The organism is Arthrobacter sp. zg-Y844 (assembly GCF_024385465.1).
GTDB lineage: Bacteria > Actinomycetota > Actinomycetes > Actinomycetales > Micrococcaceae > Arthrobacter_B.
On sequence record NZ_JANFLS010000002.1, the window covers coordinates 418,957 to 445,224 of the forward strand.

Consider the following 26,268-nt stretch of genomic DNA (forward strand, 5'->3'; position numbering starts at 1 on the left):
GCTCCCAGAGACATAAAGGCGGCCCTGCTCCGATTGGAGCAGGGCCGCCTTTATGTGCGGGATGGGCCGGCGGTTAGGCCAGGGTCACCAGGTCGAGGTAGTTCTCGTTCCAGTGGTCCTCGTCGCCGTCCGGCAGGAGCACTACGCGTTCCGGGTTCAACGCCGCAACCGCGCCCTCATCGTGGCTGACCATCACCACGGCACCGGTGTAGTTGCTCAGGGCGCCCAGGATCTCGGCGCGCGACGCGGGGTCCAGGTTGTTGGTGGGTTCGTCCAGCAGCAGGACGTTGGCGGAGGACGCCACGATGGTAGCCAGCGCAAGGCGGGTTTTCTCGCCGCCGGAAAGGACTCCGGCCTTCTTCTCGACGTCGTCGCCGCTGAACATGAAGGAACCCAGCACGCTGCGGACCTCGGCGTCGTCCATATCGGGTGCGGAGGAACGCATGTTCTCCAGAACGGTCCGGTCCGTATCGAGGGTCTCGTGCTCCTGGGCGTAGTAGCCCACCTTCAGCCCGTGTCCGGCAATGACCTTGCCGGTGTCCGGCTTGTCGACGCCGGCCAGCATGCGCAGCAGGGTGGTCTTGCCGGCGCCGTTGAGGCCCAGGATGACTACCTTTGAACCGCGGTCAATGGCGAGGTCCACGTCGGTGAAGATTTCCAGGGACCCGTAGCTCTTGCTGAGGCCCTCGGCGGTCATGGGCGTCTTGCCGCACGGTGCCGGATCCGGGAAGCGCAGCGCAGCAACGCGGTCACTGGCGCGGACTGCGTCCAAACCGCCCATCAGGCGGTCCACGCGCTTGAGCATGCTCTGGGCCGCGGAGGCACCGGACGCACGGGCCTTCATCTTGTTTGCCTGGGCCAGCAGGATGCCGGCCTTCTTTTCGGTGTTGGCACGCTCGCGCTTGCGGGCGCGCTCGTCCGTCTCGCGCTGGACCTTGTAGCGCTTCCAGTCCATGTTGTAGATATCGATGGTGGCGCGGTTGGCGTCCAGGCTGAAGACCTTGTTGACGGTCGCTTCAAGCAGCTCGGTATCGTGGCTGATCACGATCAGCCCGCCGGTGTGGTTCCTGAGGAACTCCCGGAGCCAGGCGATGGAATCGGCATCGAGGTGGTTGGTGGGCTCGTCGAGGAGCATCGTCTCGGCATCGGAGTACAGGATGCGGGCCAGTTCCACACGGCGGCGCTGGCCGCCGGAGAGGGTCTTCAGGGGCTGGTTCAGCAAGCGGTCCGGCAGCGCCAGGTTGGCACAAATGGAGGCTGCCTCTGACTCTGCCGCGTAGCCGCCGGCCGAGAGGAACTCGGACTCCAGCCGGTCATACCGGTTCATGGCCTTCTGCGAGATCTTCGGATCATCGCTGGCCATCTCGTCCTGGCACTTTTTCAGCTGCGCGGAAACCTTGTCCAGGCCGCGGGCGGAGAGGATCCGGTCCCGGCCCAGCTGGTCCATGTCCGGCGTGCGCGGATCCTGGGGCAGGTAGCCGATCTCGCCGACGCGCTTCACCGTGCCGGCGGCCGGGAGGGCTTCACCGGCGAGGACCTTGGTGAGGGTGGTCTTGCCGGCGCCGTTGCGGCCGACCAGTCCGATTTTGTCTCCCTTGTCAACACGGAATGAAACCGCTTCCATGAGCAGCCGTGCGCCTGCACGCAGCTCGAGACCAGATACGGAAATCACTCAGTGGACCTTTCGAAGGTTTTTGTATTGCAGATACGCTGCGCGGTGCGCGGGCCTTGAACGGTGGGATTCCACCGAGGCGGGAAGGGTCACAATGACCGGTCATGGGGGCCTGGTTGGCCGTAACAGCCTTTCCAGTCTAGCCGCCGATGCCCATTTGTAGAAAACCTCCAATGGAATCCCGCTCCGGCGCAGCTAATGTTCGAAACGAAATCCGGACCGTTTTTCTTCCCCTACAAGGAAAAGTGCAGCGATGAACAACACATCGGCCAACGCGCCGCGACCCCTCCCCGGCACTGGCACGCACGGCTCCAGGGGCTCCCACGGCACCCCCGGCGCCCTTGGCACCCCCGGCTCCCCCGGCTACAGGCGCTCCCGGTGGACCTCGGCCGACCTGTCCCTGATCGCTGTCTTCGCCGCCCTCACCGCCGTCTTCTCGATCCTTCCCGGCGTGCCGCTGGGAGCCGGTGTGCCGATCACCCTGCAGACGCTGGCGGTCATGCTGACCGGAATGCTCCTTGGTCCCGGACGCGGAGCAGCGGCTGTGGGCCTCTTCCTGGTAGCGGGCCTGGCCGGCCTGCCGGTCTTCAGCGGATTCCGCGGCGGCCTGGGTGTCCTGGCCGGACCGTCGGCGGGGTACCTGCTGTCCTTCCCGGTGGCGGCCGCCGTCGTCGGCCTGCTTGCCGGCCTGGTGCTGCGCCGTGCCCGTAAGGGGAGGTCGGTTCTCTTGTTCGCAGCGGGACTGGCCACGAGCTTCGCAGTGGTGCATCCGGCCGGCATCGCGGGGCTCATGCTCAACGGGCACCTGTCGTTCCCGGCAGCGCTGGCAGCGGACATGGCGTTCTGGCCCGGTGACGTGGTCAAGAACCTGCTTGCCGCTGCGGTGGCCGTCAGTGTCTTCAAGGCCTTTCCGCGTATGGCTGTTCCGGATCGCGGCGGCCGCTGATGCCCTGCATCCAGCTGCAGGACGTTTCCGTCATTCCACCCGGGGCAGCCGGGGAGTCCGCGGAACCGATACTGCACCTGCTGTCGCTGACGCTGGACACTCCCCGCACCGCCGTCGTCGGCGCCAACGGTTCGGGCAAGTCCACGCTGCTGAAGCTGCTGAACGGGCTGGTGCTGCCGGATACCGGCACGGTCAGCGTGGACGGCTTGGACACTGCCCGGCAAGGCGCGGATGTACGGCGGCGGGTCGGGTTCGTTTTCACCGATCCCCTCTCGCAGCTCGTGATGCCCACGGGGCGGGACGACGTCGAACTGTCCCTGCGTGCCTCGATCCGGAACAGGTCCCAGCGGCGCGCAGCGGCCGAGGCCCGGCTGGCGGCGCTGGGGCTGCTGGAGTTGGCGGACCGAAGCATCTACGACCTTTCCGGCGGTGAACGCCAGTTGATGGCCCTGGCCTCGGTGCTGGCGGTTGAGCCTGCAGTGCTGGTGGCAGACGAACCCAGCACACTGCTGGACCTGAGGAACACCGCCCGGCTGCGGGAAGTCTTTGCCTCCCTGCCGCAGCAGGTCATCTACACCACCCATGACCTGGAGTTCGCCGCAGACGCCGATCGGGTGCTGGTGATGGATGCCGGCGCGGTGGTGTTCGACGGCGGCCCGCGCGAAGGTATTGCGGCGTACCGGGCGCTGGCGCTGGGGGTGCGATGAAGCGTTCCACTGGCTCCTACGACCTGCTGGGCGCCTACCGCCCCGGCGTTACGCCCGTGTATGCGGCACCGCTGGGCATGAAGGCGGGCGCTTTGGTTGTGCTGTCCGTTGCTGTTTTGGCGGCGCGCTCCCCTGTGGTGCTGGTGGTTGCCGCAGTCCTGGTGCTGGCCGCCTATGCCGGCGCCCGGCTGTTGCGGGAGGCCTGGGTGCCGCTGAAGCTGATGTGGCCGGTCCTGCTGCTGCTGGGGGTTTTCCAGTGGTGGGCGTCCGGCGTGCTGGCAGCGGTCCTGGTGACCGGCAGCATTGCGGTCTGCGTAGTGGCGGCTCGGCTGCTGACACTGACCACTGCACCGCAGGTGCTGCTGGACGGGCTCGTGTCGCTGGTCCGCCCGCTGCAACCGCTCGGTGCGGACCCGGAACGTTTCGGGCTGACCTTGGCGCTGATGCTGCGCAGCATTCCGTTCCTCCTCGGGTCCGCCCGGGATGTCCGTGAATCTGCCATGGCCCGCGGACTGGAGCGTAATCCCCGCGCACTGACCGTCCCCGTGGTGATCCGTGCGGTTGCCTATGCCCGGCAGACCGGTGATGCGCTGGCCGCACGCGGTATCGGGGAAAGCTCCGACACGAAGGTTGACCAAGGCAACCGATAACCTGAGGGCATGAGTTTCAATAACAACGCGCGCCTGGATTCCTCCCGGGTCAGTGACCGGCGCGGCAAGGGTAAGGGCATTGCGGTCGGCGGCGGACTGGGCGGCGGGCTGCTGCTGATCCTGTCCCTGTTCTTCGGGTCGGACGTGATTGACGGCCTCGGCCTGAGCGACGGCTCCGGTGTAGCCGCCGGCCAGGCGCAGTCGGAGAGCATCGACACCTGCTTGAACGGCGAAGACGCCAACGAACGGCTGGACTGCCGCATCCTGGGCACCGCCGAAAGCCTGGACAGCTTCTGGGAACCGTACCTGGACGGTTACGGCCTGACCTACACGGAGCCCGGCGTGGTGCTCTTTACCGACCGGACCACCACCGGCTGCGGCACGGCAACCAGCGCTGTCGGGCCGTTCTACTGCCCGGCAGACGAGCAGACCTATTACGACACCGCGTTCTTCTCCGACCTCGTCACCAACTACGGTTCCTCCGGCGGTCCGCTGGCGCAGGAATACGTGGTCGCGCACGAGTTCGGCCACCACATCCAGCAGATCACCGGCTCCAGTGCCGGCCGGAACGCCGATCCGCAGGGTGCGGACTCCGCCTCCGTACGCACCGAGCTGCAGGCCGACTGCTATGCCGGCCTGTGGGCACGGCATGCGGCGGACCAGCCGGCTCCGGGCTCGGACGTGCCTTTCCTGGCTCCGTTCACCGAAGCCGATATCAGTGACGCCCTCTCTGCGGCGTCCGCTATCGGTGATGACCGGATCCAGGCTTCGGCCACCGGTCAGGTGAACCCGGAGAGCTGGACCCACGGTTCCAGCGCGCAGCGCCAGGCCTGGTTCCTGGCCGGCTATAACGATGGCGGCAGCCTGGAAAAGTGCGATACCTTCAGCGCTGCGGACCTGTCCCGCCCGTAGGGTCTGGCCGGATCCCGCCCGTAGGGTCTGGCGGGCGGCTGTCCCGTTCCTGGGCCTGCCTTCCGGTCGCGTTTCGCCGGGCGGGAAGGCGGCATCAGAATGGTGGCGCTTGTTCCGGCAGAGAGTCCTGCAGCACGTCATCCTGTAGCACCGCGTCCGTCTGTGGCACTTGCCTGAAATCTGTACCCGTACCCGTACCCGTACCCGGACCCGGACCCGCGTCCGGCGGTCCGAGTTCCAGGAACGGCTCGGTCCGGTAAACCCTTCCGGTAGGCGAAGTCCACTCAATAACTCCAGGCTCGGGCTGGCAGGCCTTCCAATAACCCAGGGTCTTGAACCGGTGGTGTCGACGGCACAGGTGTTCCAAGTTCCCATGGTCTGTAGGCCCGCCCTGTGCCCAGTCGATGGTGTGGTCAACGTCCGAATTCGCTGTACTGACCCGACAGCCGGGGAATCTGCAGGTTCCGTCCCTGGCCCGAAGCCAACGCCGGAGCCCGGCCGGGACCTTTCGGCGTCGTCCCACCCCGAGGATTTCTCCGGTGTGCGGGTCCTGCGCCAGTCCGGTCCACCCGACGGCGTTCCTAGCCAACCTACGGGCGGCTTCAGCGCTGATGGGACCGTAACCGTGCAGTTCTGCTGGCTGGTCGTCGGCGCCGAAGAGGGTTTCGGCGTTGATCAGGACCATGATTTCCGTTCGTGGGATGATCCCCTCGTCCGGCCCGGTCGTTAGAACGTTGGTGCCTTCCGAGCCGACGATGTCTCCGTTGCGCTGGGTGGCACCTCCGGTGTCATCGCCGGTGTCCCCGCCACCGGCGAAGCACCCGGAATCTTCGGCGTGCCCGGCCCTATTTCGGGTTCCGGCCCCACGTTGGGTTCCCGCCGCGGCGAAGAGTCCACGGCTGCTGCCCATCAGCAGCTGGGCGAGGATGTCGGAACGGAGCTGGTCTGCTGTCCGGGAATCCCCCGCGGACTGCTCGCCCCAGGCTGCAGTACTGAGGGCCGTGTAGATCTGCTGGGCTTCAGCCGCACGCAGGTGCGCGGACAGGCAGGACATGCCGTCCTCTTCCCGGTCCAGAGTGACCTTGCGCTGTTCGAACGCGGTCAGGTGCCGCTTGCTTATGGTCTCCGGAAACTTCCGTTCCCTCAGACGCCGTGCCTTGCAGGAGAATTGGGCCCGCGTCTGCCCGGCCGCAGCCGCCAGCAGGTCCGCCTCGAATTCCGGGAGCTGATCCGGTGGAACGTTCAGGCACTGGTCCAGTACGACCTGTACGTGCTGGTAACTCAGCTGTCCTTCTTCCAAGGCGGTCAGGGTGGCCGTGTGGGTGCTGCACAGCCTGTCCGCTTCGAACATCATCCGCTGGGCGGTGACCTGCGGGATATTCAGGATGGCGGCGCATTCGGAAGCCGCCAGGCTGAACGCCATCCCGGGCTCGAGCCGCCCCGACGCGGCACGAAAGTCCTCCCGGAAGATCTCTTCCATGCGGTTGATCAGGCGGGCTTGCAGTGCCTGCACCCAGGACATCAAATGGGCCATCCGGGACAGGGCTTCGCCGACTGTCTGTTCGTCAAAGGCTTCCAGGTTCTGCAGTGCCAGTGTCCCGGTGAAGCCGTCCGGATATTCGGCGTCAGGACTTCCGACCTGAGCGGCACCATCAGCGTCTGGCTCGGCGTCCAGTTCCGCCCGATACACCGCCAGGGTGCAGGCAGCACGGGGCGCATCCCCTTCACCCGCCATGCCTTCCGGCTGGGGGCGTTCACTGCCTGGTTCTTCGATTGTCCGTTCGGTGTTCCCGAGGTGATCCATACCTCAGGATTTCATCCCGCACTGACATTCCAGGCCCGAAAACTGGCCCAAACCGGCCTGACCCCGAAACCGGAAATACCCGTTTTTCCAACTCAACTACCTACCCCGGACACGGCAGTTCCGTTGGCCTGTTCACGGACCATCGACTCGGGCACAAGGGCCGACGCCGACCGAACCTGCCCCTCAGCTCAGGCTTCCAGCAGCCCAACAGCGGACGCTGGAACGGCCCCGGCCAGCCAGACTCCTGAATCCGATTGGTAGAAAGATACCCCCTGGGCCACGGCGACCCCGGTATCCACCGTAAGGATCACGGGATCGGCGTCCTTGCGCTGTCCCACCTGACGCGCCTGCTCCACGGAGTCCGACAGATGGACGTACTGCCGCCGCATGGGCAGAATTCCGGCTGCACGGATCTGCGGCACAGCAGCAGGCGAAGTCCCATGGAACAACACCGCCGGCGGTGAACCTGGCTCCCCTGCCGGCTCCACCGGTACGGAATGCCCGTGCACGGCACGAATTCGACCGTCCCTTATCTGGTGCCGCTTTTTCTCCGCAGCTTCCAGCACCTCGTGAAGTTCCTTCTCATCAACGGATGTCCACTCCGGTCCCAGCCGGTGCAGCGCAGCGAGCACGTCAGAAACCGGCGCCCAACCCTCCGGATCCAGCTCCAGCGAATACTCTTCCGGAGCATGGCGGAGCGCATGGGATAACACCCGGCTGATCCCTGTCCGGCTTGGTGGCTTAGCCATCGGTTCCACTTTCCTCAGCTCCAGTCGAACTCAACGAAGTCACGCACGGCAGCCAAAAGCCACTCCTCCATCGAGGGGTATTCATCCTGAACGTGGCGTATCGGCTTTCCGTCGGTCGACCACACGTCCCAGTCGTCGATCACCACAACGCTGCTGCCGGTCCAGCACGCAACGTCATCGTTGTCGGTCCTGCGGGCAAAGGGAACGATCCCCCATCCCGGGAAAACCTGCTCAATGTGCCGTGCCCGCCTCACCTGCGTTTCCCCGCGCAGCAGGTGCCACGGATCCAGATCAACCACGCCGCACTCGATCATGTGGGCGTAAAGCGGCGGCAAAGACTGCTCCTGCATCCTAGGAAGCCGGCTGCCCGACGTTCACTTCGGTGAAATCGCGGCAGAGCATCCACCGGCCGTCCTGGAGCCGCCAGGATTCCATCAGCAGGGCCCGCCCTGTCACCTCGCCGCCCGAACGGTAGGTCATCTCGTAGAACACCACAGCCTCGTCCCGGCCGCGGGGCGTAACGGTCCGGAAGTCCGCATGCACGGTACTCCCCCGCAGGGCGGACACTGTGCCGCCAAATCCCTCGCGCGCCGTCGCCGCATCAAACGGCTCCGTGGCGGTTGCGTCCTGCCCCAGCCAGCCGTGGTACTCCGGCGACAGGAAGGATTCGATCGGAGCGCTGTCGCCCGTTGCCATGGCTTCGTTCCACGCCGCCAGATACTGGTCATGAAAATGTGTGCTGTTCCCCATGGCGCACACGCTAGCACGCAGGCAGGGCCGCTTCCCCGCATTGGGGAAGCGGCCCTGCCTGTTCGACTAGCTAGCTGCCGAACCTTTAGATGTTGAAGCCGAGGGCCCGCATCTGGTCGCGGCCGTCGTCGGTGATCTTGTCAGGTCCCCACGGCGGCATCCATACCCAGTTCAGGCGCCACTCATCAACGACGCCGTCCAGGGCCTGGGCGGTCTGCTCTTCAAGCACATCGGTCAGCGGGCAGGCCGCCGTCGTCAGCGTCATGTCGATCAGCAGTGCGCCGTCCTCGGCGTACTTCAAGCCGTAGAGCAGGCCAAGGTCAACGACATTCACCCCGAGCTCGGGGTCAATGACGTCCTTGAGGGCCTCTTCGACGTCCTCAAGGGACGTGGAGGCCAGATCGGAGTCGCTCATATTTGCTCCTTCAGCTGTCTTTACTACGCGCCGGCTGCGGCGTTGGCGCCGGTGAAGCGGTCGTAGCCTTCTTCTTCGAGGCGGTCGGCAAGTTCGGGCCCGCCCTGCTCGGCGATGTGGCCATCAACGAAGACGTGCACATAGTCGGGCTTGATGTAACGAAGGATACGCGTGTAGTGCGTAATGAGCAGCGTGCCCATGCCGCCCTTGGAGTGCTCGCGGTTAACGCCTTCGGAAACGATCTTCAGGGCGTCGACGTCGAGGCCGGAGTCGGTCTCGTCCAGGATGGCGATCTTCGGGTGGAAGAGTTCCATCTGGAGGATCTCGACGCGCTTCTTCTCGCCGCCGGAGAAGCCTTCATTGACGTTGCGCTGGGCGAAGTCGGCATCGATGCGAAGGTCGGCCATGGCCGCCTTGACGTCCTTGGTCCAGTGGCGCAGGGAGGGGGCTTCGCCGTCGAGCGCGGTCTTGGCGGTACGCAGGAAGTTGGTCATGGTGACGCCGGGAACCTCTACCGGGTACTGCATGGCCAGGAAGAGACCGGCGCGGGCACGCTCGTCAACGCTCATGGCCAGGACGTCTTCGCCGTCGAGCGTGATGGAGCCGCTGTCCACGCTGTAGCGCGGGTGACCGGCAATGGTGGAGGCCAGGGTGGACTTGCCGGAGCCGTTGGGGCCCATGATGGCGTGCGTCTCACCGGTTTTGATGGTCAGGCTGACACCCTTCAGGATCGGCTTGCGGCCCTGTTCGGTCTCAATGCTGACGTGAAGATCCTTGATCTCAAGAGTAGACATGCGAGTTGGCTTTCTCCTTTGCACCCGCGGGTGCGTTACTAAGCTTTGGGGATGGAAGGCGAGAGGGTCCGGGTGCCGGGATGATCCGGCACCCGGACTAGGGTCTCAGTAGGCTCCGGAGGCTTCGAGCTCGCGCTCGACAGCGTCGGTGAGACGCTCTTCCAGGGCAGGTACCTTGATCTGCTGGATGATCTCGGTGAGGAAGCCCCGGACCACCAGGCGGCGGGCGGTGTCCTCGGGGATGCCGCGTGCCATCAGGTAGAACAGGTGCTCGTCGTCGAACCGGCCGGTGGCGCTGGCGTGGCCGGCACCCTCGATCAGTCCGGTTTCGATCTCCAGGTTCGGTACGGAGTCGGCGCGGCCGCCGTCGGTCAGCAGCAGGTTGCGGTTGACTTCGTACGTGTCGGTGCCTTCTGCTTCCTTGCGGATCAGGACGTCGCCAACCCACACGGTGTGCGCGTCGCGGCCCTGCAGGGCGCCCTTGTACATAACGCGGGACTTGCAGTTCGCCACTGCGTGGTCCACGAACAGGCGCTGCTCAAGGTGCTGGCCGGCGTCGGCGTAGTACAGGCCGAACATTTCCACGTCGCCGCCGGTGGCGGTGAACTTGGAAGACGGGGTGACGCGCACCAGGTCGCCGCCAAGGCTGACGACGACGTGCTTGAACTTCGCGTCGCGGCCGATCTTCGCGTACTGCGCGGAGGCATGCACGGCGTCGTCGTCCCAGTCCTGGACGGAGACGACGGTCAGTTCCGCACCGTCACCGACCACGATTTCGACGTTCTGGGACAGCACTGCCGAACCCTTGTGGTCCAGGACCACAACGCCCTTGGAGAACTTCTCCGCGGTGATGACGATGTGCTGCGCGGCCGGATCCTTGCTGACACCGTTGATGGTCAGCGTGACGCTGCCTTCAACTACGGTCTCGGCGGGAATGGTTACGGCAGTGGCCTCGCGGAAGTCTTCCCACGCGGCGGCGGCAACCCGGTCTTCGGGGATGCCGGCCGAGCCGATGCGGGCGTCGGTGCGGGCAATGCTCTCGACCAGCACGCCGTCGGGGGCGACGACTGCCAGCTCGGGAGCTGTTCCGTCGAGGTCCGCAGTATGCAGTCCGCGCAGGCGCTTGAGCGGGGTGAACCGCCAGTCTTCTTCGCGGCCGGTCATTTTGCCGAAGTCAGCCCGGTGGAACGAGGTGGTACGGCCAGCGCGCGAGCTGTCCGGGATGCCCTCTCCGCCACCGTGGCTGTGGGACTTGCTGCTGTCGCCGCCCAGCGGTGAGGAGGCCTCGTTCAGCGGGGAGAGGTTTTCGCCCTCCTCGGTGAAGCCGTCAATGCGCACACGGCTGGTTTCCTTGGGGGAACCAACCTTGGCCTTGACCTCCTCCACTACATTGCTGACCTTTTCGGTCACGGTTTCGACGACGTCGTTAAGCTTCGACATTAACCGACGGCTCCTTCCATCTGGAGTTCGATGAGGCGGTTGAGTTCAAGGGCGTATTCCATCGGCAGTTCACGCGCGATCGGCTCGATGAAGCCGCGCACGATCATTGCCATTGCCTCGTCCTCGGGAAGGCCGCGGGACATGAGGTAGAACAGCTGCTCCTCGCTGACGCGGGAGACAGTGGCTTCGTGGCCCATGGTGACGTCATCTTCGCGGATGTCCACGTACGGGTACGTGTCCGAGCGGGAGATGGTGTCCACCAGCAGGGCGTCGCAGCGCACGGTGTTGGCCGAGTGCGTGGCGCCTTCGCGGACCTGGACCAGGCCGCGGTAGGCGGCGCGGCCGCCGCCGCGGGCCACGGACTTGGAAATGATGGAGCTCTTGGTGTTCGGGGCAATGTGGACCATCTTGGATCCGGTGTCCTGGTGCTGGCCCTCGCCGGCAAAGGCGATGGACAGGGTCTCACCCTTGGCGTGCTCGCCGACCAGGTAGACAGCCGGGTACTTCATGGTGACCTTGGAGCCGATGTTGCCGTCAATCCATTCCATGGTGGCGCCCTCGTGTGCAATGGCGCGCTTGGTGACCAGGTTGTACACGTTGTTGGACCAGTTCTGGATGGTCGTGTAGCGGACGCGTGCGCCCTTCTTCACGATGATTTCGACGACGGCGCTGTGCAGCGAGTCCGAGGTGTAGATCGGTGCGGTGCAGCCCTCGATGTAGTGGACGTAGGAATCCTCGTCCGCAATGATCAGGGTGCGCTCGAACTGGCCCATGTTCTCCGTGTTGATACGGAAGTAGGCCTGCAGCGGGATCTCCACGTGGACGCCCTTGGGGACGTACACGAAGGAACCGCCGGACCACACGGCAGTGTTCAGCGAGCCGAACTTGTTGTCACCGACGGGAATGACGGTGCCGAAGTACTCCTGGAACATTTCCGGGTGTTCCTTCAGCGCGGTGTCGGTGTCCAGGAAGATGACGCCCTGGCGTTCCAGGTCCTCGCGGAGCTGGTGGTAGACAACCTCGGACTCGTACTGCGCTGCGACGCCGGAAACCAGGCGGCCGCGCTCAGCCTCGGGGATCCCGAGCTTCTCGTACGTGTTGCGGATGTCCTCGGGGAGGTCTTCCCAGGTGTTGGCCTGCTTCTCCGTGGATCGGACGAAGTACTTGATGTTGTCGAAGTCGATGCCGGAGAGGTCTGCGCCCCAGGTCGGCATCGGCTTGCGCTCAAAGTACTTCAGGCCCTTGAGGCGAAGGTCCAGCATCCACTGCGGCTCGTTCTTCTTAGCCGAAATGTCGCGGACGACTTCCTCACTCAGGCCGCGGCGGGCGGTTGCACCGGCGACGTCCGAGTCTGCCCATCCGTACTCGTATGTACCGATGCCCTCGAGTTCGGGGTTCTTCTCCAGGATGTCTGAAATCACAGACTCCGGCACCATGGAAGGTGCCGTTGGCTTCTGGGTTACTTGATCCGTCATCACGGCCTTTCTTGCTGATGAATGGATGTGGACTGGTTGGTCTCGGCGTGCAGTGGAACCTGCGGCGCGGATCGGGTCCGACCCACGGGAATGTGGGTCGTACAAACATGGCCGCCGCGGGAGAGCGTGGACAGTCGGCGGACGTCCACCTCCAGCAGGCGGGCAAAAACTTCGGTCTCCTTGTCACAGAAGACGGGGTAGGCCGTGGCGAGTCCCTGGATGGGGCAGTGCGCCTGGCACAGCTGGATACTCAGCAGCGTGCTCTTTTTCGCCGTGGCGCCGATCATGGTGGTCGACGCGACGAAACCGTCCTTCGTCAGTTCGGCGGCCAGCGCTTCGGCGCGGTCGGCGAGTTCGGGACCGGCGGCGTCGACGACGGGTCGGTAGCGATCCTCCATCCGGCCGAACCGTTCCGCGGCAAACGCCTCGATTGCCTGGGGGCCAAGGGCTGCACCAAGCTGGCGCAGCGCCTCGGTGGCGATGTCGAGGTAATCGTTGCCCAGGTGGGCCTGTCCCTGCGGGCTCAATACGTACCGCCGGGCCGGCCTTCCTGCACCGGATGAGGAATTGCGGACAAGCTTGACCTGGATCAGGCCCTTCCCTGAGAGGGCGTCAAGATGGCGGCGCACGGCGGCGGGCGTGAAGCCCAGCCGTTCCCCGAGCTCCGCGGCACTGACCGGGCCGTGCTCCAGAACCGCACCCAGCACTTTGTCCCGGGTGCGCTCCTCCGCTTCGCGGGCAGCGCTCGGCACGGCCGCCGCCTTAGTCTCAGAGTTGCTCACAGAATACACAACACAAGCATGACCTAATCTGTTCCCCGATTCCACTAAGGCAAGGCTTGCCATCGCCAAGGTCCATCGCGCGTGATGCCTGTGCCGGGGTCCTGTACTACCTAACGTAGAATATGCAGGTGCCTATCGATGAACCCTGCCTGACCATTAAAGGTCTGATCAAGGACTGCGGCCCGGTTGCTGGTCTCGACGGCAAAATGATCCGTGTGCTGGCCGGCGTCGACTTCAGTGCCCGCCGCGGATCCGTCACTGCCCTCCTTGGTGCCAACGGAGCGGGGAAGACCACCACGCTTGAATGCGCCCAGGGCCTGCAGTCCATTGACGGCGGGGAAATCCGCCTGCTCGGACAGGATCCTTACCGTGCGGATGCCCGCCTCCGGAGCCGCGTAGGCGTGATGCTCCAGGAAGGCGGACTCCCGCCGTCGGCCCGTCCCGTAGCCCTGCTTGAGCATGTGGCCCGCATGTACGAGGCACCCCGGCCGGTCGCCGAGCTGGTGGACCGCCTGGGTATCCGCAGCTTCGCCAACACCGGCATCCGGCGCCTCTCCGGCGGGCAGAAGCAGCGACTGGCCATGGCCGCGGCGCTGATCGGCCGCCCCGAGGTCCTTTTCCTGGACGAACCCAGCGCCGGCCTGGATCCCCAGTCCCGCCAGATCGTGTTCGACCTGATCTCCGAGCTGCGCGACGAGGGTCTCGGCATCATCCTCACCACCCACCTGATGGACGACGCGCAGAAGCTGGCCGACTACGTCTACATCATCGACGCCGGCAAGACCGTCGCCTCGGGCACCGTAGCCGAACTCACCTCCGCCACCGGCTCCCCCGCCGAGCAGCGGTTGCTGACGTTCGACGCTGAACCCGGGCTCGACGTCGTCGCCCTCGCCTCAGGACGGCTGCACCATCTGGAGGTGCAGGAGGCCGCACCCGGACACTACGCCGTCCGCGGGGCGCTGACGCCCCACGACCTGGCCGCACTGGCCGTGTGGTGGGCGGAACGGAACATCCTGCCTTCTTCAGTACACATGGCTTCGCGTACCCTCGAGGACGTTTTCCTCGACCTGTCCGGAAGGACCATCCGTTGAGTGCTCCCGCATCGTTGCCGGCGCGCATCCTGAACCAGGGCCGGTATGAGGCACTGACGATGCTGCGCAACGGCGAACAGCTGATCCTCGCCGTGGTCCTGCCGCTGCTGGCCATGGTGGCCCTGGTGGTCACTCCCCTGCTGGACGGCTACGGAACCAGCCGGATCAACATGGCAGCCCCGGGCATCTTCGCGCTCTGCGCCATGTCCACCGCGTTTACCGGGCAGGGCATCGCCACCGGCTTTGACCGCCGGTACGGCGTGCTCCGCTACCTGTCCACCACTCCCCTGGGCCGCACCGGTCTGATTGCCGGGAAGGTCATTGCGGTCCTGGCCGTCCTGGCCATCCAGGTGGTACTGGTCTCCGTAGCGGCGCTGCTGTTCGGCTGGCAGCCGGAGCTGAGCGGGTTGCTGCCGGCCGCCGTGCAGCTGGTGCTCGGCGCGGTGGCGTTCACTGCCCTCGGCCTCCTGGTCGCCGGCACCGTACGGCCTGAGGCCACCTTGGCCATAACCAACCTGCTGTGGATCCTCCTTGCTGCGGCCGGCGGTATCATCATCCCGGTAGGCAACCTGCCCGATGTACTGCAGCCGTTTATCGAGGTCCTCCCCTCTGCGGCCCTTGGTGACGCACTGCGCTCGGCCCTGATCGACTCGCAGTTCAACATTTCCGCCACGCTGATCCTTCTGGCGTGGACAATACTGGGCGGCCTGGGTGCTGTCCGCTGGTTCAAATGGAGTTAGAAACCGTGTCATCAACCTCGGCCGGTGTCCCCGCCCGGCAATCGAACAGCCAGCTGCCGGTGGCCGGACGCCTTATCCGCAACCTTGCCGTGGCCTCACTGGTGGCCAACATAGTAATCGTGGTGACCGGCGGTGCCGTGCGCCTGACGGCGTCCGGGCTCGGCTGTCCTGAATGGCCGCTGTGCACGGCCGATTCCCTCGTTACGACCCCCGAGATGGGGCTGCACGGCGTCATCGAGTTCGGCAATCGGCTACTCACTTTCGTGCTGACGGCAATTGCCTTTGCGATGGTCTTCTCCGTGTGGCGCCTGCGGTCCGAACGCCGTGATCTCTGGTGGCTTTCCATCGCCCTGCTGGCCGGCGTCCCGGCCCAGGCCGTCATCGGCGGGATCACCGTCCTGACGGACCTCAACCCGTGGGTTGTGGGCCTGCACTTCCTTGCCTCCACCATCATGATCACCGTGGCCGTGGTCATGGTGAACCGCTCAAGGCTTTCCGCGATGGACCTCCAGGCACGCCATGCTCCGCTGGCGGATAAAAACCTCCGCCCCGTACTGGGTGCCATCGGCGTCCTGTCCGCCCTGACCGTGGTGCTGGGCGTTGTAGTAACCGGTTCCGGCCCGCACGCCGGCGACCACGGAGCTGCGCGTAACGGCCTGAACCCGGACCTGATCACCCGCATCCACGTGGTGCCCGTCTACCTGCTGGTCTTTGCGCTGGCCGTGGCCCTGTACCTGGTGGTCCGCAGGGCGACCGATGCCCGGGTGCGCCGGGCCGTGATGGTGCTGGGCGTCGTCGTACTGGCACAGGCAGCCATCGGCTACGTGCAGCACTTCCTGCACCTGCCCATCGCGCTGGTGGCCCTGCACATGCTCGGCGCCTGCCTGCTGACGGCCGCAGCCGCCCAGGCCGTCTATATCGGCTTCAACAAGCAGGTTCCCGGCGGGGCCGCGATTGCGGTCCAGCAGGCCCGGCGGGCGCGGAAGACCCGGACCGTTCGCAGGTAACGGGCGCACTTTCCGAAGAAGGGCCGGACTCCTGACGGGGTCCGGCCCTTCTTCTGTCTCCGGGCCTGGCTGGGACCGGTCGGCCCGGCCGGGTCTTCTGCCGGCCGGCCCCTGTCCCGCCCCACCCCGACACTGGATCGGCTGAGCAGATAACGGGGCTATGCCGGGTTCTGAAGGCCGTTATCTGCTCTTTCGACGCTTCACAACGAGGTTCCGGCTGGCATAACCGCTTCCGCAGCAACAGCACACCATGTGGTGGGAATACCCGCTCGGAACTGCACTGGCCGGGGCTGCTGCATTCAAAGGGCAGTGGATCGGCACGTCCTAACGGAGGATGCGGCACGTTCTGGGTGAACACACGCACGGACCGGCACGGGAGAGGCACGGGGTGCTGTAACGGGCGCGGAGGACGTTCCGGGTTAGGCGGCTTTAATACTCCCTGCGAGCTCTGCGAGCAGGGAGTTTCGTTGCCGCCGTTCCGGAACGCCCGAAGCGCACGGCGCCCGAAGCGCACGGCGCCCGAAGCGCACGGCGCCCGAAGCGCGCGGCGCCCGGAGCGCGTTCTGCCCCCGGAACGCCCCGGCGAACCCTGGAAACAGAGAAGCCCGGACACAACAATGGCCGGACCCCTAAGGGGATCCGGCCACCGTAAAGCGGAAGGCTAGACCAGCGCGCCGCCCACGAACGGATCCACGGCCAGGGCCAGGAAGAGGATCGTAAGGTAGCTGATGGACAGGTGGAAGACCTTCATGGCGGACTTGTCATTGAGCTCTTCGCGCTGCGCACGGGAATGCAGCTTGTGGGCCTCGGCCACGAACCAGCCGCCGGAGAGCAGGGCGGCAATGGTGTAGACCCAGCCGGCACCGCCCACGGGAACCAGCAGCAGCGAGCAGGCGACGGTGGCGTAGGCGTACAACACCACCTGGACGGAGACGAGCTTGGCGCCCGCAACCGCGCCGAGCATCGGCACGCTGGCGTTGCGGTAGTCCTCGCCGTACTTCATGGACAGCGGCCAGTAGTGCGGCGGCGTCCACAGGAAGATGATCATGAACAGGATGATGGCCGGCCATTCCACCTTGTCGGTGACGGCAGCCCACGCGATGAGTACGGGCATGCAGCCCGCGGCGCCGCCCCAGACAATGTTCTGGGTGGTGCGGCGCTTGAGGATCAGCGTGTAGAAGACCACGTACAGGAGGATTGCTCCGAGGCCCAGAAGGCCGGTGAGCGGGTTGGCCCCGAACCAGAGCAGGGCAATGGCGACTATGCCCAGCACCCACGCAAAGACCATGGCCTCCCGCGGGGACACCTCGCCGGTGACCAGCGGACGGTTCTTTGTCCGCTTCATCAGCTTGTCCATGTCGCGGTCGATATAGCAGTTGAAGGCACCGGCGCTTCCTGCTGCCAGTGCGCCGCCGATCATGGTGACCAGGATCAGGCCCAGGGACGGAAGTCCCTGCTCGGCGAAGATCATGGTGGGCAGGGTGGTCACGAGCAGGAGTTCGATGACACGCGGTTTGGTGAGCGCCACGTATGCCCGGACCTTGCGGCCCGCCGTCATCTTCCCCGTGTGGACCGGGGACTCGGCATGCTGGGTAGTCACGAAGCGATCACTTTATCCAATCTGGAACGAAAAAGTCCGTCCTCATCATAACCTCTATCGGCTGTAGAAATCGAAGCATGGAATACGCATGCGCCTGCACACGTGCAGGAATCGGAACGGCGCCGGCCCGAAGGCCGGGATCATGCCGCAGGGGCGGGCAGGAAGCAGCCTTAGACGATAAGGTTGGAACGGACCTTTCCCGCGGCTAATTACGCTGCGGCACGGGAAAAGCAACAAACAGCATTAAGCAGTATCCGCGGCCTCGGCTGCGGAACGCGGAACAAGTTATGCCGTGAACGCGGTATCGATTTGCGTCTGCCGTTGGTTGTAGTGGTAATGGAACCGGACGCACCCCGTTCACGGGGGCTTCCGGGCATGTCCGGCGCTGTACGGCGCCGGTTGTCTGTAGAGAGAGGGGCCCGGTAAACGTGCCACATATGGAAGAGCAAGAACTGATCTGGACCGAGACGGACCGCAAGGCAGTGGACACCGTCCGCGTCCTGGCTGCCGACGCCGTGGAGAAGGTCGGCAACGGCCATCCCGGCACGGCCATGAGCCTGGCTCCGGCCGCCTACCTTCTGTTCCAGAAGGTCATGCGCCATGACCCGTCCGATCCGCAGTGGATTGGCCGCGACCGCTTCGTCCTCTCCCCCGGGCACACCTCCCTCACGCTCTACATCGAGCTCTTCCTTTCCGGCTACGGCCTGGAACTCGAGGACCTGCAGTCCCTGCGCACCTGGGGTTCCAAGACCCCCGGCCACCCGGAATACCGCCATACCGACGGCGTGGAAATCACCACCGGCCCGCTGGGCCAGGGCCTGGCGTCCTCGGTTGGCTTCGCGTTCGCCCAGCGCCGCCTGCGCGGCCTGCTCGACGCCGACGCCGCCGAAGGGACCAGCCCGTTCGACCACACCATCTGGGTCATTGCGTCCGACGGCGACCTGCAGGAAGGCGTTACGGCCGAGGCCTCCTCACTGGCCGGGCACCAGGAACTGGGCAACCTCGTAGTCCTGTACGACGAGAACCACATCTCCATCGAAGATGACACCGACATTGCCTTCACCGAAGACGTGCTCAAGCGCTACGAAGCCTACGGCTGGCACACCCAGCGGGTGGACTGGACCAAGACGGGCGAATACGTCGAGGACGTTCACGAGCTCTACAACGCCCTGATGGCAGCCAAGGCCGAAACGGGCCGGCCGTCCATCATCTCCCTGCGCACCATCATCGGCTGGCCCGCGCCGAACAAGCAGAACACCGGCAAGATCCACGGTTCCGCACTGGGCGCCGATGAAGTGGCCGCGCTGAAGGAAACCCTGGGCTTCGACCCGGCCAAGAACTTCGACGTCGACCCCGAGGTCCTCGAGCACGCCCGCCAGGCAGTCGCCCGCGGCGCCGAGGCGCACGAGAAGTGGAACGAAGGTTTCAAGGCCTGGGAGGAAGCCAACAACGAAGGCTCCGCACTGCTGGCCCGCCTGGAAAAGGGCGAGCTGCCGGAGGGCTGGGAGGCATCACTGCCCGTCTTCGAGGCCGGCAAGGACATGTCCACCCGCGCGGCTTCGGGCAAGGTCCTCTCCGCCATCGGCCCGGCACTGCCGGAACTGTGGGGCGGCTCCGCCGACCTCGCCGAGTCCAACAACACCACCATTGAAGGCTCCCCCTCCTTCATCCCCGCGGGGAAGCAGACCAACGCCTGGTCCGGCAACCCCTACGGCCGGGTGCTGCACTTCGGCATCCGCGAGCACGCCGCGGCATCGATCGTCAACGGCATCACGATGCACAGCAACACGCGCGCCTTCTCCGGTACGTTCCTGATCTTCAGCGACTACCAGCGTCCGGCCATCCGCCTCGGCGCACTGATGGGCGTGCCTGCCATCTACGTCTGGACCCACGATTCCATCGGCCTGGGCGAAGACGGTCCCACCCACCAGCCGGTGGAGCAGCTCGCTTCCCTGCGCGCAATCCCGGGGCTCGACGTCGTCCGTCCGGGCGACGCCAACGAGGTGGCCGTCGCGTGGCGGACCATCCTGGAGAACACCGAGAACCCGGCCGGCATTGTGCTGACGCGCCAGAACATCCCGACCTATGCGCGGGGCGCCGGCGCTGCCACCGCCACCGAGTTCGGCTCCGCCGAAGGTGCCGCCCGCGGCGGGTACGTGCTTGCCGAAGCCGTCCGCGACGGAAGCGTCGTAACGCCGGACGTCATCCTGGTCGGCACCGGTTCCGAGGTCCAGCTGGCTGTTGAAGCCCGCGAAGCACTCGCTGCCGAAGGCGTAGCCGCCCGCGTGGTATCCATGCCGAGCATCGAGTGGTTCAACAAGCAGGACAAGGAATACCGCGAGTCGGTACTGCCCAAGGACATCCGAGCCCGGGTTTCCGTCGAGGCGGGAATTGCCCTCGGCTGGCGTGAAATCGTCGGCGACGCGGGCCGCAGCGTCTCCCTGGAGCACTTCGGTGCCTCCGCCGACTACAAGACGCTGTTCCGCGAATTCGGCATCACTGCCGACGCCGTGGCCCAGGCTGCCCGGGACTCCCTCGCCGCTGTCGGCGGCACCGGATCCGCCCCCGACGGCACAACCGGTGCCGCTTCCGGAGCACAGTCCACCGAGACCGGCGACCAGCAGTAATCCCCTTAGTTAAGGAGCATCAAACAATGACTTCCACTCCCACCGCCCGGCTTTCCGAAGCCGGAGTCTCCATCTGGCTCGACGACCTCTCCCGTGAACGGATTGTTTCCGGTTCCCTGAAGAAGCTCATCGATGAGCGCAACGTGGTCGGCGTGACCACGAACCCGAGCATCTTCGCTGCCGCACTGGCCAACGGCGAGTCCTACGCCGCACAGGTGCAGCAGCTCTCGCGGTCGGGCGCCGACGTCGACAAGTCCGTCTTCGAGATCACCACCGACGACGTCATCCAGGCTTGCGATGTCTTCGCCCCCGTAGCCGAGGCCACGCACGGCGTTGACGGCCGGGTGTCCATTGAGGTTGATCCGCGCCTGTCACGCGACACGCAGGGCACCATCAATGAGGCGAAGGAACTCTTCGACAAGGTTGGCCGCTACAACGTGCTGATCAAGATTCCTGCCACCCAGGAAGGCCTGCCGGCAATCACTGCCACGCTGGCCGCGGGCATCAGCGTCAACGTGACCCTGATCTTCTCCCTCGAGCGCTACCGCGAGGTCATCAACGCGTACATGCTCGGCATTGAGCAGGCGAAGGAAAACGGGCACGACCTCTCCACCATCCACTCGGTGGCGTCCTTCTTCGTCTCACGCGTGGACGCGGAAATCGACAAGCGCCTGGACGGCATCGGCACCGACGAGGCCAAGGGCCTGAAGGGCAAGGCCGGCCTGGCCAACGCCCGCCTGGCCTACCAGGTCTTCGAAGAGCAGTTCGCCAGCGAACGCTGGCAGGTGCTGGCCGCGGCCGGTGCCAACGCCCAGCGCCCGCTCTGGGCCTCCACCGGCGTGAAGGATCCGGCCCTGCCGGACACCCTGTACGTTACCGGCCTCGTGGCGCCGAACTCGGTGAACACCATGCCGGAAAAGACGCTGGAAGCCACTGCGGACCACGGCGAAGTCACCGGTGACACCATCACCGGCACGTACGCCGAGTCCAATGCCGTCCTGGACCAGCTGGACGGCCTTGGCATCTCCTACAACGACGTTGTGGAGCAGCTGGAGACCGAAGGCCTGGATAAGTTCGTGGTCAGCTGGGGCGAACTCCTCCAGACCGTTCAGACCGCACTGGATACCGCGAAAGAGGCATAGGAAAAAATGACCACACTGTCCTTTGAAGCAGCCGGGGCGGCCAGCGTTGCCGTCGATGCCAAGGTGCCCGAACTCGTGGGGGATGAAGTTGCCTCCCGCCTCGTGGCCCAGGATCCCACCCTTTGGGGACCCGATGCCGAAGCCGAGGCGTCCATCCGCCTGGGCTGGCTCAACCCCGGAGAAAGCTCCCGGCCGCTCGTGGGACAGATAGCGGCGCTGAGGGAAGAGCTCGCCGCCGAGTCAGTGACCCGCGTGGTCCTGGCCGGCATGGGCGGCTCTTCCCTGGCACCCGAGGTCATTACCCGCACTGCGGGCGTGGACCTGACAGTCCTGGATTCCACCGACCCGGACGTCGTTGCGGCCGCCCTTGGAGACCGGCTGGCCGAAACCGTCATTGTCGTGAGCTCGAAATCGGGTTCCACGGTGGAGACGGATTCGCAGCGCCGGGTTTTCGAACAGGCCTTCACCGACGCCGGTATCGACGCCAGGTCCCGCATAGTGGTTGTCACCGACCCCGGGTCGCCGCTGGACGCGGCGGCCCGCGAGGCCGGTTACCGCGCCGTGTTCAACGCCGACCCCAACGTCGGCGGACGCTACTCCGCCCTGACGGCCTTTGGCCTGGTGCCTTCGGGCCTGGCCGGAGCCGACATTGAAACCCTGCTGGACGACGCCGAGATGACGGCGGAAATCCTGCGGGACGACGCGCCGGACAACATCGGCCTGGAACTCGGCGCAGCACTCGGCGGGACCGACCCGCTGCGCAACAAGATCGTCATTGTGGACGAAGGCTCCGGACTGGCCGGCTTCCCCGACTGGGCAGAGCAGCTGATCGCGGAATCCACCGGCAAGCTCGGCACGGGCCTGCTGCCCGTCGCCGTCGAACCCGGCGCCCCGGAGATGGTTTCCGGTGCCGGCGACGTGCTTACCGTACGGATTGTCCCCGTTGATTCCGAGGTCCTCCCCGAAGGAGACCAGATAGTGGTTTCCGGCAGTCTGGGCAGCTCCATGATGCTCTGGGAATTCGCGACCGCGGTGGCCGGACGCCTGTTGAACATCAATCCGTTTGACCAGCCGGATGTCGAAGCTGCGAAGAAGGCGGCACGCGGCCTGCTTGACGCTACCCCGGAGCCCACGGAACCGTCCTTCATTGACGGGTCCGTCGAGGTGCGCGGGCCGGCTGACCTCCTCGGCACGGCGCACACCCTGCGGGGCGCGCTGGCAGCCCTGCTCCGGCAACTCGGCACGGACGGCTACCTCAGCGTCCAGGCCTACCTCGACCGTTTCCGGCAGGCAGAACTGGAGCAGATCCGTCCGGAGCTTGCTGCAGCCACCGGCCGTCCCGTGACCTTCGGCTGGGGTCCGCGCTTCCTGCACTCCACCGGCCAGTTCCACAAGGGCGGCCCGGCGCAGGGAGTTTACCTGCAGATCACCGGTAAGCCGGCACAGGACATCGGCATCCCGGACCGGCCCTTCACCTTCGGTGAACTCATCAGTGCGCAGGCTGCCGGTGACGCGCAGGTCCTCGCGGACCAGGGCCGCCCGGTACTGCGGCTGCACCTGTTGAACCGCGACGAAGGGGTCCGTGAAATCGAAAACGTCGTGCGGGCCCTCGCCGTAGAAGCAGGCAGTAAGTAAATGCCCGCCAAGGAAAAGACCAGGAAGGGCAACCCGCTCCGGGATCCACGGGACCGCCGGCTGAGCCGGATCGCCGGTCCGTCCTCCCTGGTGATCTTTGGCGTCACCGGAGACCTGGCCCGGAAGAAGCTCATTCCGGCGGTCTACGATCTCGCCAACCGCGGCCTGCTTCCGCCCAGCTTCTCGCTGGTGGGCTTCGGCCGCCGGCCGTGGAGCCACGAGGAGTTCGCCGCCCAGGTGAAGGAAGCGGTGCAGGCGCATGCCCGGACCGATTTCAATGAGGGCGTGTGGAAGCAGCTGGCTGAGGGTATCCGGTTTGTCGAAGGCGGATTCGACAGCGGTGAAGCCTTCGAGGAACTCAAGGCGACCCTCGAGGACCTGGACGAACGACGGGGAACCCGCGGGAACCACGCGTTCTACCTTTCCGTGCCGCCCAAGTCCTTTGAACAGGTCTGCCAGCAGCTTTCCGAACACGGCCTCGCCAAGACCTCCGAGGGCAAGTGGCGGCGGGTGGTCATTGAAAAGCCGTTCGGCCACGACCTCGCCTCAGCCCGGGAACTCAACAACGTGGTGGAATCGGTCTTCCCCGCCGATTCGGTCTTCCGCATCGACCACTACCTCGGCAAGGAGACGGTCCAGAACATCCTGGCGCTGCGTTTCGCGAACCAGCTGTTCGAACCGATCTGGAACGCCAACTACGTGGACCACGTGCAGATCACCATGGCCGAGGACATCGGCATCGGCGGTCGGGCGGGTTATTACGACGGCGTGGGCGCCGCCCGTGACGTGATCCAAAACCACCTGCTGCAGCTTTTGGCGCTGACCGCTATGGAGGAACCCATTTCCTTCAATGCGGACCACCTCCGCGCGGAAAAGGAGAAGGTCCTGGCTGCCGTCCGGCTGCCGGAGGACCTCTCCCGCAGTTCCGCCCGCGGCCAGTACACAGGCGGCTGGCAGGGCGGTGAGAAGGTCACCGGTTTCCTGGAAGAGGAAGGGTTCAACCCGGATTCCAAGACCGAGACGTTCGCCGCGATCCGGCTCGATATCAATACCCGCCGATGGGCCGGAGCCCCGTTCTACCTGCGGGCCGGTAAACGGCTGGGCCGGCGCGTCACCGAGATCGCCGTCGTCTTCAAGCGTGCCCCCAATCTGCTGTTCCGCGAACACAACGGTGACGACTTCGGCCAGAACGCCGTCGTCATCCGTGTCCAGCCGGACGAAGGTGCCACCATCCGCTTCGGCTCCAAGGTACCGGGCACACAGATGGAGGTCCGCGACGTTTCCATGGACTTCGGCTACGGGCACTCCTTCACCGAGTCCAGCCCCGAGGCCTATGAACGGCTGATCCTGGACGTGCTGTTGGGTGAGCCTCCGCTCTTCCCCCGGCACCAGGAAGTCGAGCTGTCCTGGAAGATCGTGGATCCGTTCGAAGAATACTGGGCGTCGCTCGACACCCAGCCCGAGCCTTACGCTCCCGGTAGCTGGGGGCCGGACTCCGCCAACGAGCTGCTCGCCCAAGACGGAAGGACCTGGAGAAGGCCGTGATAGTAGAACTGCCGGACACCACCACCTCCAAGGTGTCCAAGGAAATAGTTGCCATGCGCGAAAAGGGCGGCGTGGTCACCCTCGGCCGTGTGCTGACCCTGGTGGTGGATACCCAGCCGGACTTCGTCGAGGAGGCCATCGCCGCCGCCAACGAGGCCAGCAGGGAACACCCGTGCCGCATCATCGTGCTGGCCGAGGGCAGCCCGGACGAGAAAACCCGCCTTGACGCGCAGATCCGGGTGGGCGGCGACGCCGGTGCCTCGGAAGTGATTGTGTTGTCCGGGTACGGCGAACTTACGGGGGAAAGCGAATCCCTGGTGTCCGCCCTGCTGCTGCCGGACGCTCCCATAGTGGTCTGGTGGCCGCACGGAGTTCCTTCCGATCCGGCGCAGACTCCGCTGGGCTGCATTGCCCACCGCCGGATTACCGATGCCGCCACGGAGGATGATCCGAAGAAGGCGCTGCTGGGCCTGGCGGACAGCTACGCTGCCGGGGATACCGACCTGAGCTGGACCCGGTTGACGAATTGGCGCGTCCAGCTCGCCGCCGTCCTGGACGGTGGCGGAGCGGCCCAGGTCCGGTCCGTCGTCGTCGAGGGTGCCTCGGACTCGGCCAGCACCTTCCTGCTGGCCGCCTGGCTGAAAAAGGCATTGAAAGTACCGCTGGAGATCATCGAAGGGGAAGCCGGAACCGGCATCCACAGGGTAGTGTTTAGCCGCGGCGACGGAGACGTGGAACTGGCCCGGCCGGACCAGGTCACCGCGCATCTGACCCAGCCGGGGCAGCCGGAGCAGCAGATTGCGCTGCCGCGCCGCACCCTGCGCGACTGCCTGGCGGAGGAACTGCGTCGGCTGGATCCGGACGAAGTGTTCGGAGAAGTACTTACCGAGGGGCTGGCTGCGTGCCTGTCCAAGGAAGGGGCGGACGCATGAAGCACTCCCCCAAAGGCGTCAGCATCCACCCGGATCCCCAGGCGCTCGTCTCCACAACGGCAGCGCGGCTGATCACCAAGCTCGTAGACGTCCAGAGCCGGCGCGGAGAGGCCACCGTGGTGCTCACGGGCGGAACCGTGGGCATCGCGACGCTGGAGGCTGTGACGGCCAATCCGGCGCGGACAGCGGTGGACTGGACGAAGGTCAACTTCTGGTGGGGCGATGAACGGTTCCTGCCGGCCGGCGATCCGGAGCTGAACTCACTGCAGGCGCGGCAGGCGATGCTGGATCCGCTTGGCGTCCCGGCCGGCCGCATCCACGCGGTCGCTTCCGCCAATGAGGCGGAGACGGTGGAAGACGCCGCAGCCGACTATGCCCGGCAGTTGGCCGACGCCGCCGCCGCCGAACACCTGGCAACCGGGTTCGAACCTGTGGACCCGCGGCTCCCCCGCTTTGACGTCCTGCTGCTCGGGGTAGGGCCGGACGCGCACATTGCGTCCCTCTTCCCCGAAACCCCGGGCGTTCGGACCGTCGGCGCCACCACGGTCGCCGTGCGGGATGCTCCCAAGCCGCCGCCGGAGCGGATCTCGCTCACCCTGGAGAGCATCAACACGGCGTTCGAGGTGTGGCTGGGTGTCGCCGGCAATGACAAGGCCGGCGCCGTGGGCCTGGCTCTCGCCGGCGCGGGGGAAATCCAGGTCCCGGCCGCGGGTGCCCACGGCCGCACCAAGACCCGGTGGCTGATTGACCAGGCAGCGGCATCGCAGCTGTCCCAGCGGCTCTTCGACTCCGAAGACCGCGACGCCGGCGACGAGGACTAGGCCCGACCCGCTTAAAAGGAATGGCCCCCGGA

24 protein-coding genes are annotated in these 26,268 nt (G+C 65.8%); 13 read left to right on the forward strand and 11 right to left on the reverse strand.

From position 1 onward, the window contains the following. Positions 1-73: 73 nt before the first annotated feature. Entirely contained in the window at positions 74-1,672 is a 1,599-nt protein-coding gene (locus tag NNX35_RS08765) for an ABC-F family ATP-binding cassette domain-containing protein (protein WP_255766200.1), read from the reverse strand. A 253-nt stretch (positions 1,673-1,925) separates the two neighbouring features. On the opposite strand from NNX35_RS08765, the gene NNX35_RS08770 reads away from it, so the two are divergent. Genes NNX35_RS08770 through NNX35_RS08785 form a run of 4 tightly spaced genes read left to right on the forward strand, consistent with a single transcriptional unit; the run spans position 1,926 to position 4,887 of the window. Next, entirely contained in the window at positions 1,926-2,618 is a 693-nt protein-coding gene (locus NNX35_RS08770) for a biotin transporter BioY (protein ID WP_255867521.1), read from the forward strand. Next, the gene (locus NNX35_RS08775) at positions 2,618-3,325 is read left to right on the forward strand and encodes an energy-coupling factor ABC transporter ATP-binding protein (RefSeq protein WP_255867522.1); all 708 of its coding nucleotides are present in this window, start codon (positions 2,618-2,620) and stop codon (positions 3,323-3,325) included. Before NNX35_RS08770 ends, NNX35_RS08775 begins: the two co-directional genes overlap by 1 nt. Next, a complete protein-coding gene (locus NNX35_RS08780) occupies positions 3,322-3,975 on the forward strand; it encodes an energy-coupling factor transporter transmembrane protein EcfT (protein ID WP_255867523.1) in 654 nt (217 codons plus the stop codon). The genes NNX35_RS08775 and NNX35_RS08780 overlap by 4 nt, the downstream gene beginning before the upstream one ends. A gap of 9 nt (positions 3,976-3,984) precedes the next feature. After that, the gene (locus tag NNX35_RS08785; RefSeq protein ID WP_255867524.1) at positions 3,985-4,887 is read left to right on the forward strand and encodes a neutral zinc metallopeptidase; all 903 of its coding nucleotides are present in this window, start codon (positions 3,985-3,987) and stop codon (positions 4,885-4,887) included. Positions 4,888-4,981: 94 nt separating this feature from the next. On the opposite strand, the gene NNX35_RS08790 is transcribed toward NNX35_RS08785, so the two are convergent. The 9 genes from NNX35_RS08790 to NNX35_RS08830 form a co-directional block, all read right to left on the reverse strand. Further along, positions 4,982-6,691, reverse strand: a complete 1,710-nt coding sequence (locus NNX35_RS08790) for an HNH endonuclease signature motif containing protein (protein ID WP_255867525.1) — start codon at positions 6,689-6,691, stop codon at positions 4,982-4,984. 188 nt (positions 6,692-6,879) lie between these two features. After that, the gene (locus NNX35_RS08795) at positions 6,880-7,440 is read right to left on the reverse strand and encodes an RNA 2'-phosphotransferase (protein ID WP_255867526.1); all 561 of its coding nucleotides are present in this window, start codon (positions 7,438-7,440) and stop codon (positions 6,880-6,882) included. 14 nt (positions 7,441-7,454) lie between these two features. Continuing rightward, positions 7,455-7,775, reverse strand: coding sequence for a hypothetical protein (locus tag NNX35_RS08800; RefSeq protein WP_255867527.1), 321 nt, complete (start codon positions 7,773-7,775; stop codon positions 7,455-7,457). Positions 7,776-7,791: 16 nt separating this feature from the next. Continuing rightward, positions 7,792-8,190 (reverse strand): nuclear transport factor 2 family protein, encoded by a 399-nt coding sequence (locus NNX35_RS08805; RefSeq protein ID WP_255867528.1) that lies wholly within the window; start codon positions 8,188-8,190, stop codon positions 7,792-7,794. Positions 8,191-8,275: 85 nt separating this feature from the next. After that, complete coding sequence (locus NNX35_RS08810; RefSeq protein WP_227921694.1) at positions 8,276-8,605, reverse strand: metal-sulfur cluster assembly factor; 330 nt, start codon at positions 8,603-8,605, stop codon at positions 8,276-8,278. A gap of 23 nt (positions 8,606-8,628) precedes the next feature. Beyond that, positions 8,629-9,399: a Fe-S cluster assembly ATPase SufC gene (gene sufC, locus NNX35_RS08815; protein ID WP_227921696.1), complete on the reverse strand. Its 771-nt coding sequence runs from the start codon at positions 9,397-9,399 to the stop codon at positions 8,629-8,631. 105 nt (positions 9,400-9,504) lie between these two features. Further along, the gene (gene sufD / locus NNX35_RS08820) at positions 9,505-10,839 is read right to left on the reverse strand and encodes a Fe-S cluster assembly protein SufD (protein ID WP_255766187.1); all 1,335 of its coding nucleotides are present in this window, start codon (positions 10,837-10,839) and stop codon (positions 9,505-9,507) included. After that, entirely contained in the window at positions 10,839-12,314 is a 1,476-nt protein-coding gene (sufB, locus tag NNX35_RS08825) for a Fe-S cluster assembly protein SufB (protein WP_269436537.1), read from the reverse strand. Before sufB ends, sufD begins: the two co-directional genes overlap by 1 nt. After that, positions 12,314-13,066 carry a metalloregulator ArsR/SmtB family transcription factor gene (locus tag NNX35_RS08830; RefSeq protein WP_255766186.1) on the reverse strand — a complete coding sequence of 251 codons (753 nt, stop codon included), beginning with the start codon at positions 13,064-13,066 and terminating at the stop codon, positions 12,314-12,316. Before NNX35_RS08830 ends, sufB begins: the two co-directional genes overlap by 1 nt. A gap of 152 nt (positions 13,067-13,218) precedes the next feature. Here NNX35_RS08830 and NNX35_RS08835 point away from each other — a divergent pair, with 152 nt between their 5' ends. The 3 genes from NNX35_RS08835 to NNX35_RS08845 are packed head-to-tail and all read left to right on the forward strand — an operon-like array spanning position 13,219 to position 15,934. Then, on the forward strand, positions 13,219-14,187 hold the full coding sequence (locus NNX35_RS08835) for an ABC transporter ATP-binding protein (RefSeq protein ID WP_255867529.1): 969 nt from the start codon (positions 13,219-13,221) through the stop codon (positions 14,185-14,187). Further along, complete coding sequence (locus NNX35_RS08840) at positions 14,184-14,927, forward strand: ABC transporter permease (protein WP_255867530.1); 744 nt, start codon at positions 14,184-14,186, stop codon at positions 14,925-14,927. Before NNX35_RS08835 ends, NNX35_RS08840 begins: the two co-directional genes overlap by 4 nt. A gap of 5 nt (positions 14,928-14,932) precedes the next feature. Further along, the gene (locus tag NNX35_RS08845; protein WP_255867531.1) at positions 14,933-15,934 is read left to right on the forward strand and encodes a COX15/CtaA family protein; all 1,002 of its coding nucleotides are present in this window, start codon (positions 14,933-14,935) and stop codon (positions 15,932-15,934) included. 661 nt (positions 15,935-16,595) lie between these two features. Here NNX35_RS08845 and NNX35_RS08850 read toward each other — a convergent pair. Continuing rightward, positions 16,596-17,534, reverse strand: a complete 939-nt coding sequence (locus tag NNX35_RS08850; protein ID WP_255867532.1) for a heme o synthase — start codon at positions 17,532-17,534, stop codon at positions 16,596-16,598. 437 nt (positions 17,535-17,971) lie between these two features. On the opposite strand from NNX35_RS08850, the gene tkt reads away from it, so the two are divergent. Genes tkt through pgl form a run of 6 tightly spaced genes read left to right on the forward strand, consistent with a single transcriptional unit; the run spans position 17,972 to position 26,236 of the window. Next, positions 17,972-20,161: a transketolase gene (gene tkt / locus NNX35_RS08855; RefSeq protein WP_255867533.1), complete on the forward strand. Its 2,190-nt coding sequence runs from the start codon at positions 17,972-17,974 to the stop codon at positions 20,159-20,161. A 26-nt stretch (positions 20,162-20,187) separates the two neighbouring features. After that, positions 20,188-21,303, forward strand: a complete 1,116-nt coding sequence (tal, locus tag NNX35_RS08860) for a transaldolase (protein WP_255766179.1) — start codon at positions 20,188-20,190, stop codon at positions 21,301-21,303. A gap of 6 nt (positions 21,304-21,309) precedes the next feature. Then, entirely contained in the window at positions 21,310-22,938 is a 1,629-nt protein-coding gene (locus NNX35_RS08865) for a glucose-6-phosphate isomerase (RefSeq protein ID WP_255867534.1), read from the forward strand. Continuing rightward, complete coding sequence (gene zwf, locus NNX35_RS08870) at positions 22,939-24,483, forward strand: glucose-6-phosphate dehydrogenase (protein ID WP_255867535.1); 1,545 nt, start codon at positions 22,939-22,941, stop codon at positions 24,481-24,483. Next, positions 24,480-25,415 carry a glucose-6-phosphate dehydrogenase assembly protein OpcA gene (locus NNX35_RS08875; protein ID WP_255766176.1) on the forward strand — a complete coding sequence of 312 codons (936 nt, stop codon included), beginning with the start codon at positions 24,480-24,482 and terminating at the stop codon, positions 25,413-25,415. Before zwf ends, NNX35_RS08875 begins: the two co-directional genes overlap by 4 nt. Further along, positions 25,412-26,236, forward strand: coding sequence for a 6-phosphogluconolactonase (gene pgl, locus NNX35_RS08880; protein WP_255766175.1), 825 nt, complete (start codon positions 25,412-25,414; stop codon positions 26,234-26,236). Before NNX35_RS08875 ends, pgl begins: the two co-directional genes overlap by 4 nt. The last annotated feature ends 32 nt before the right edge of the window (positions 26,237-26,268 follow it).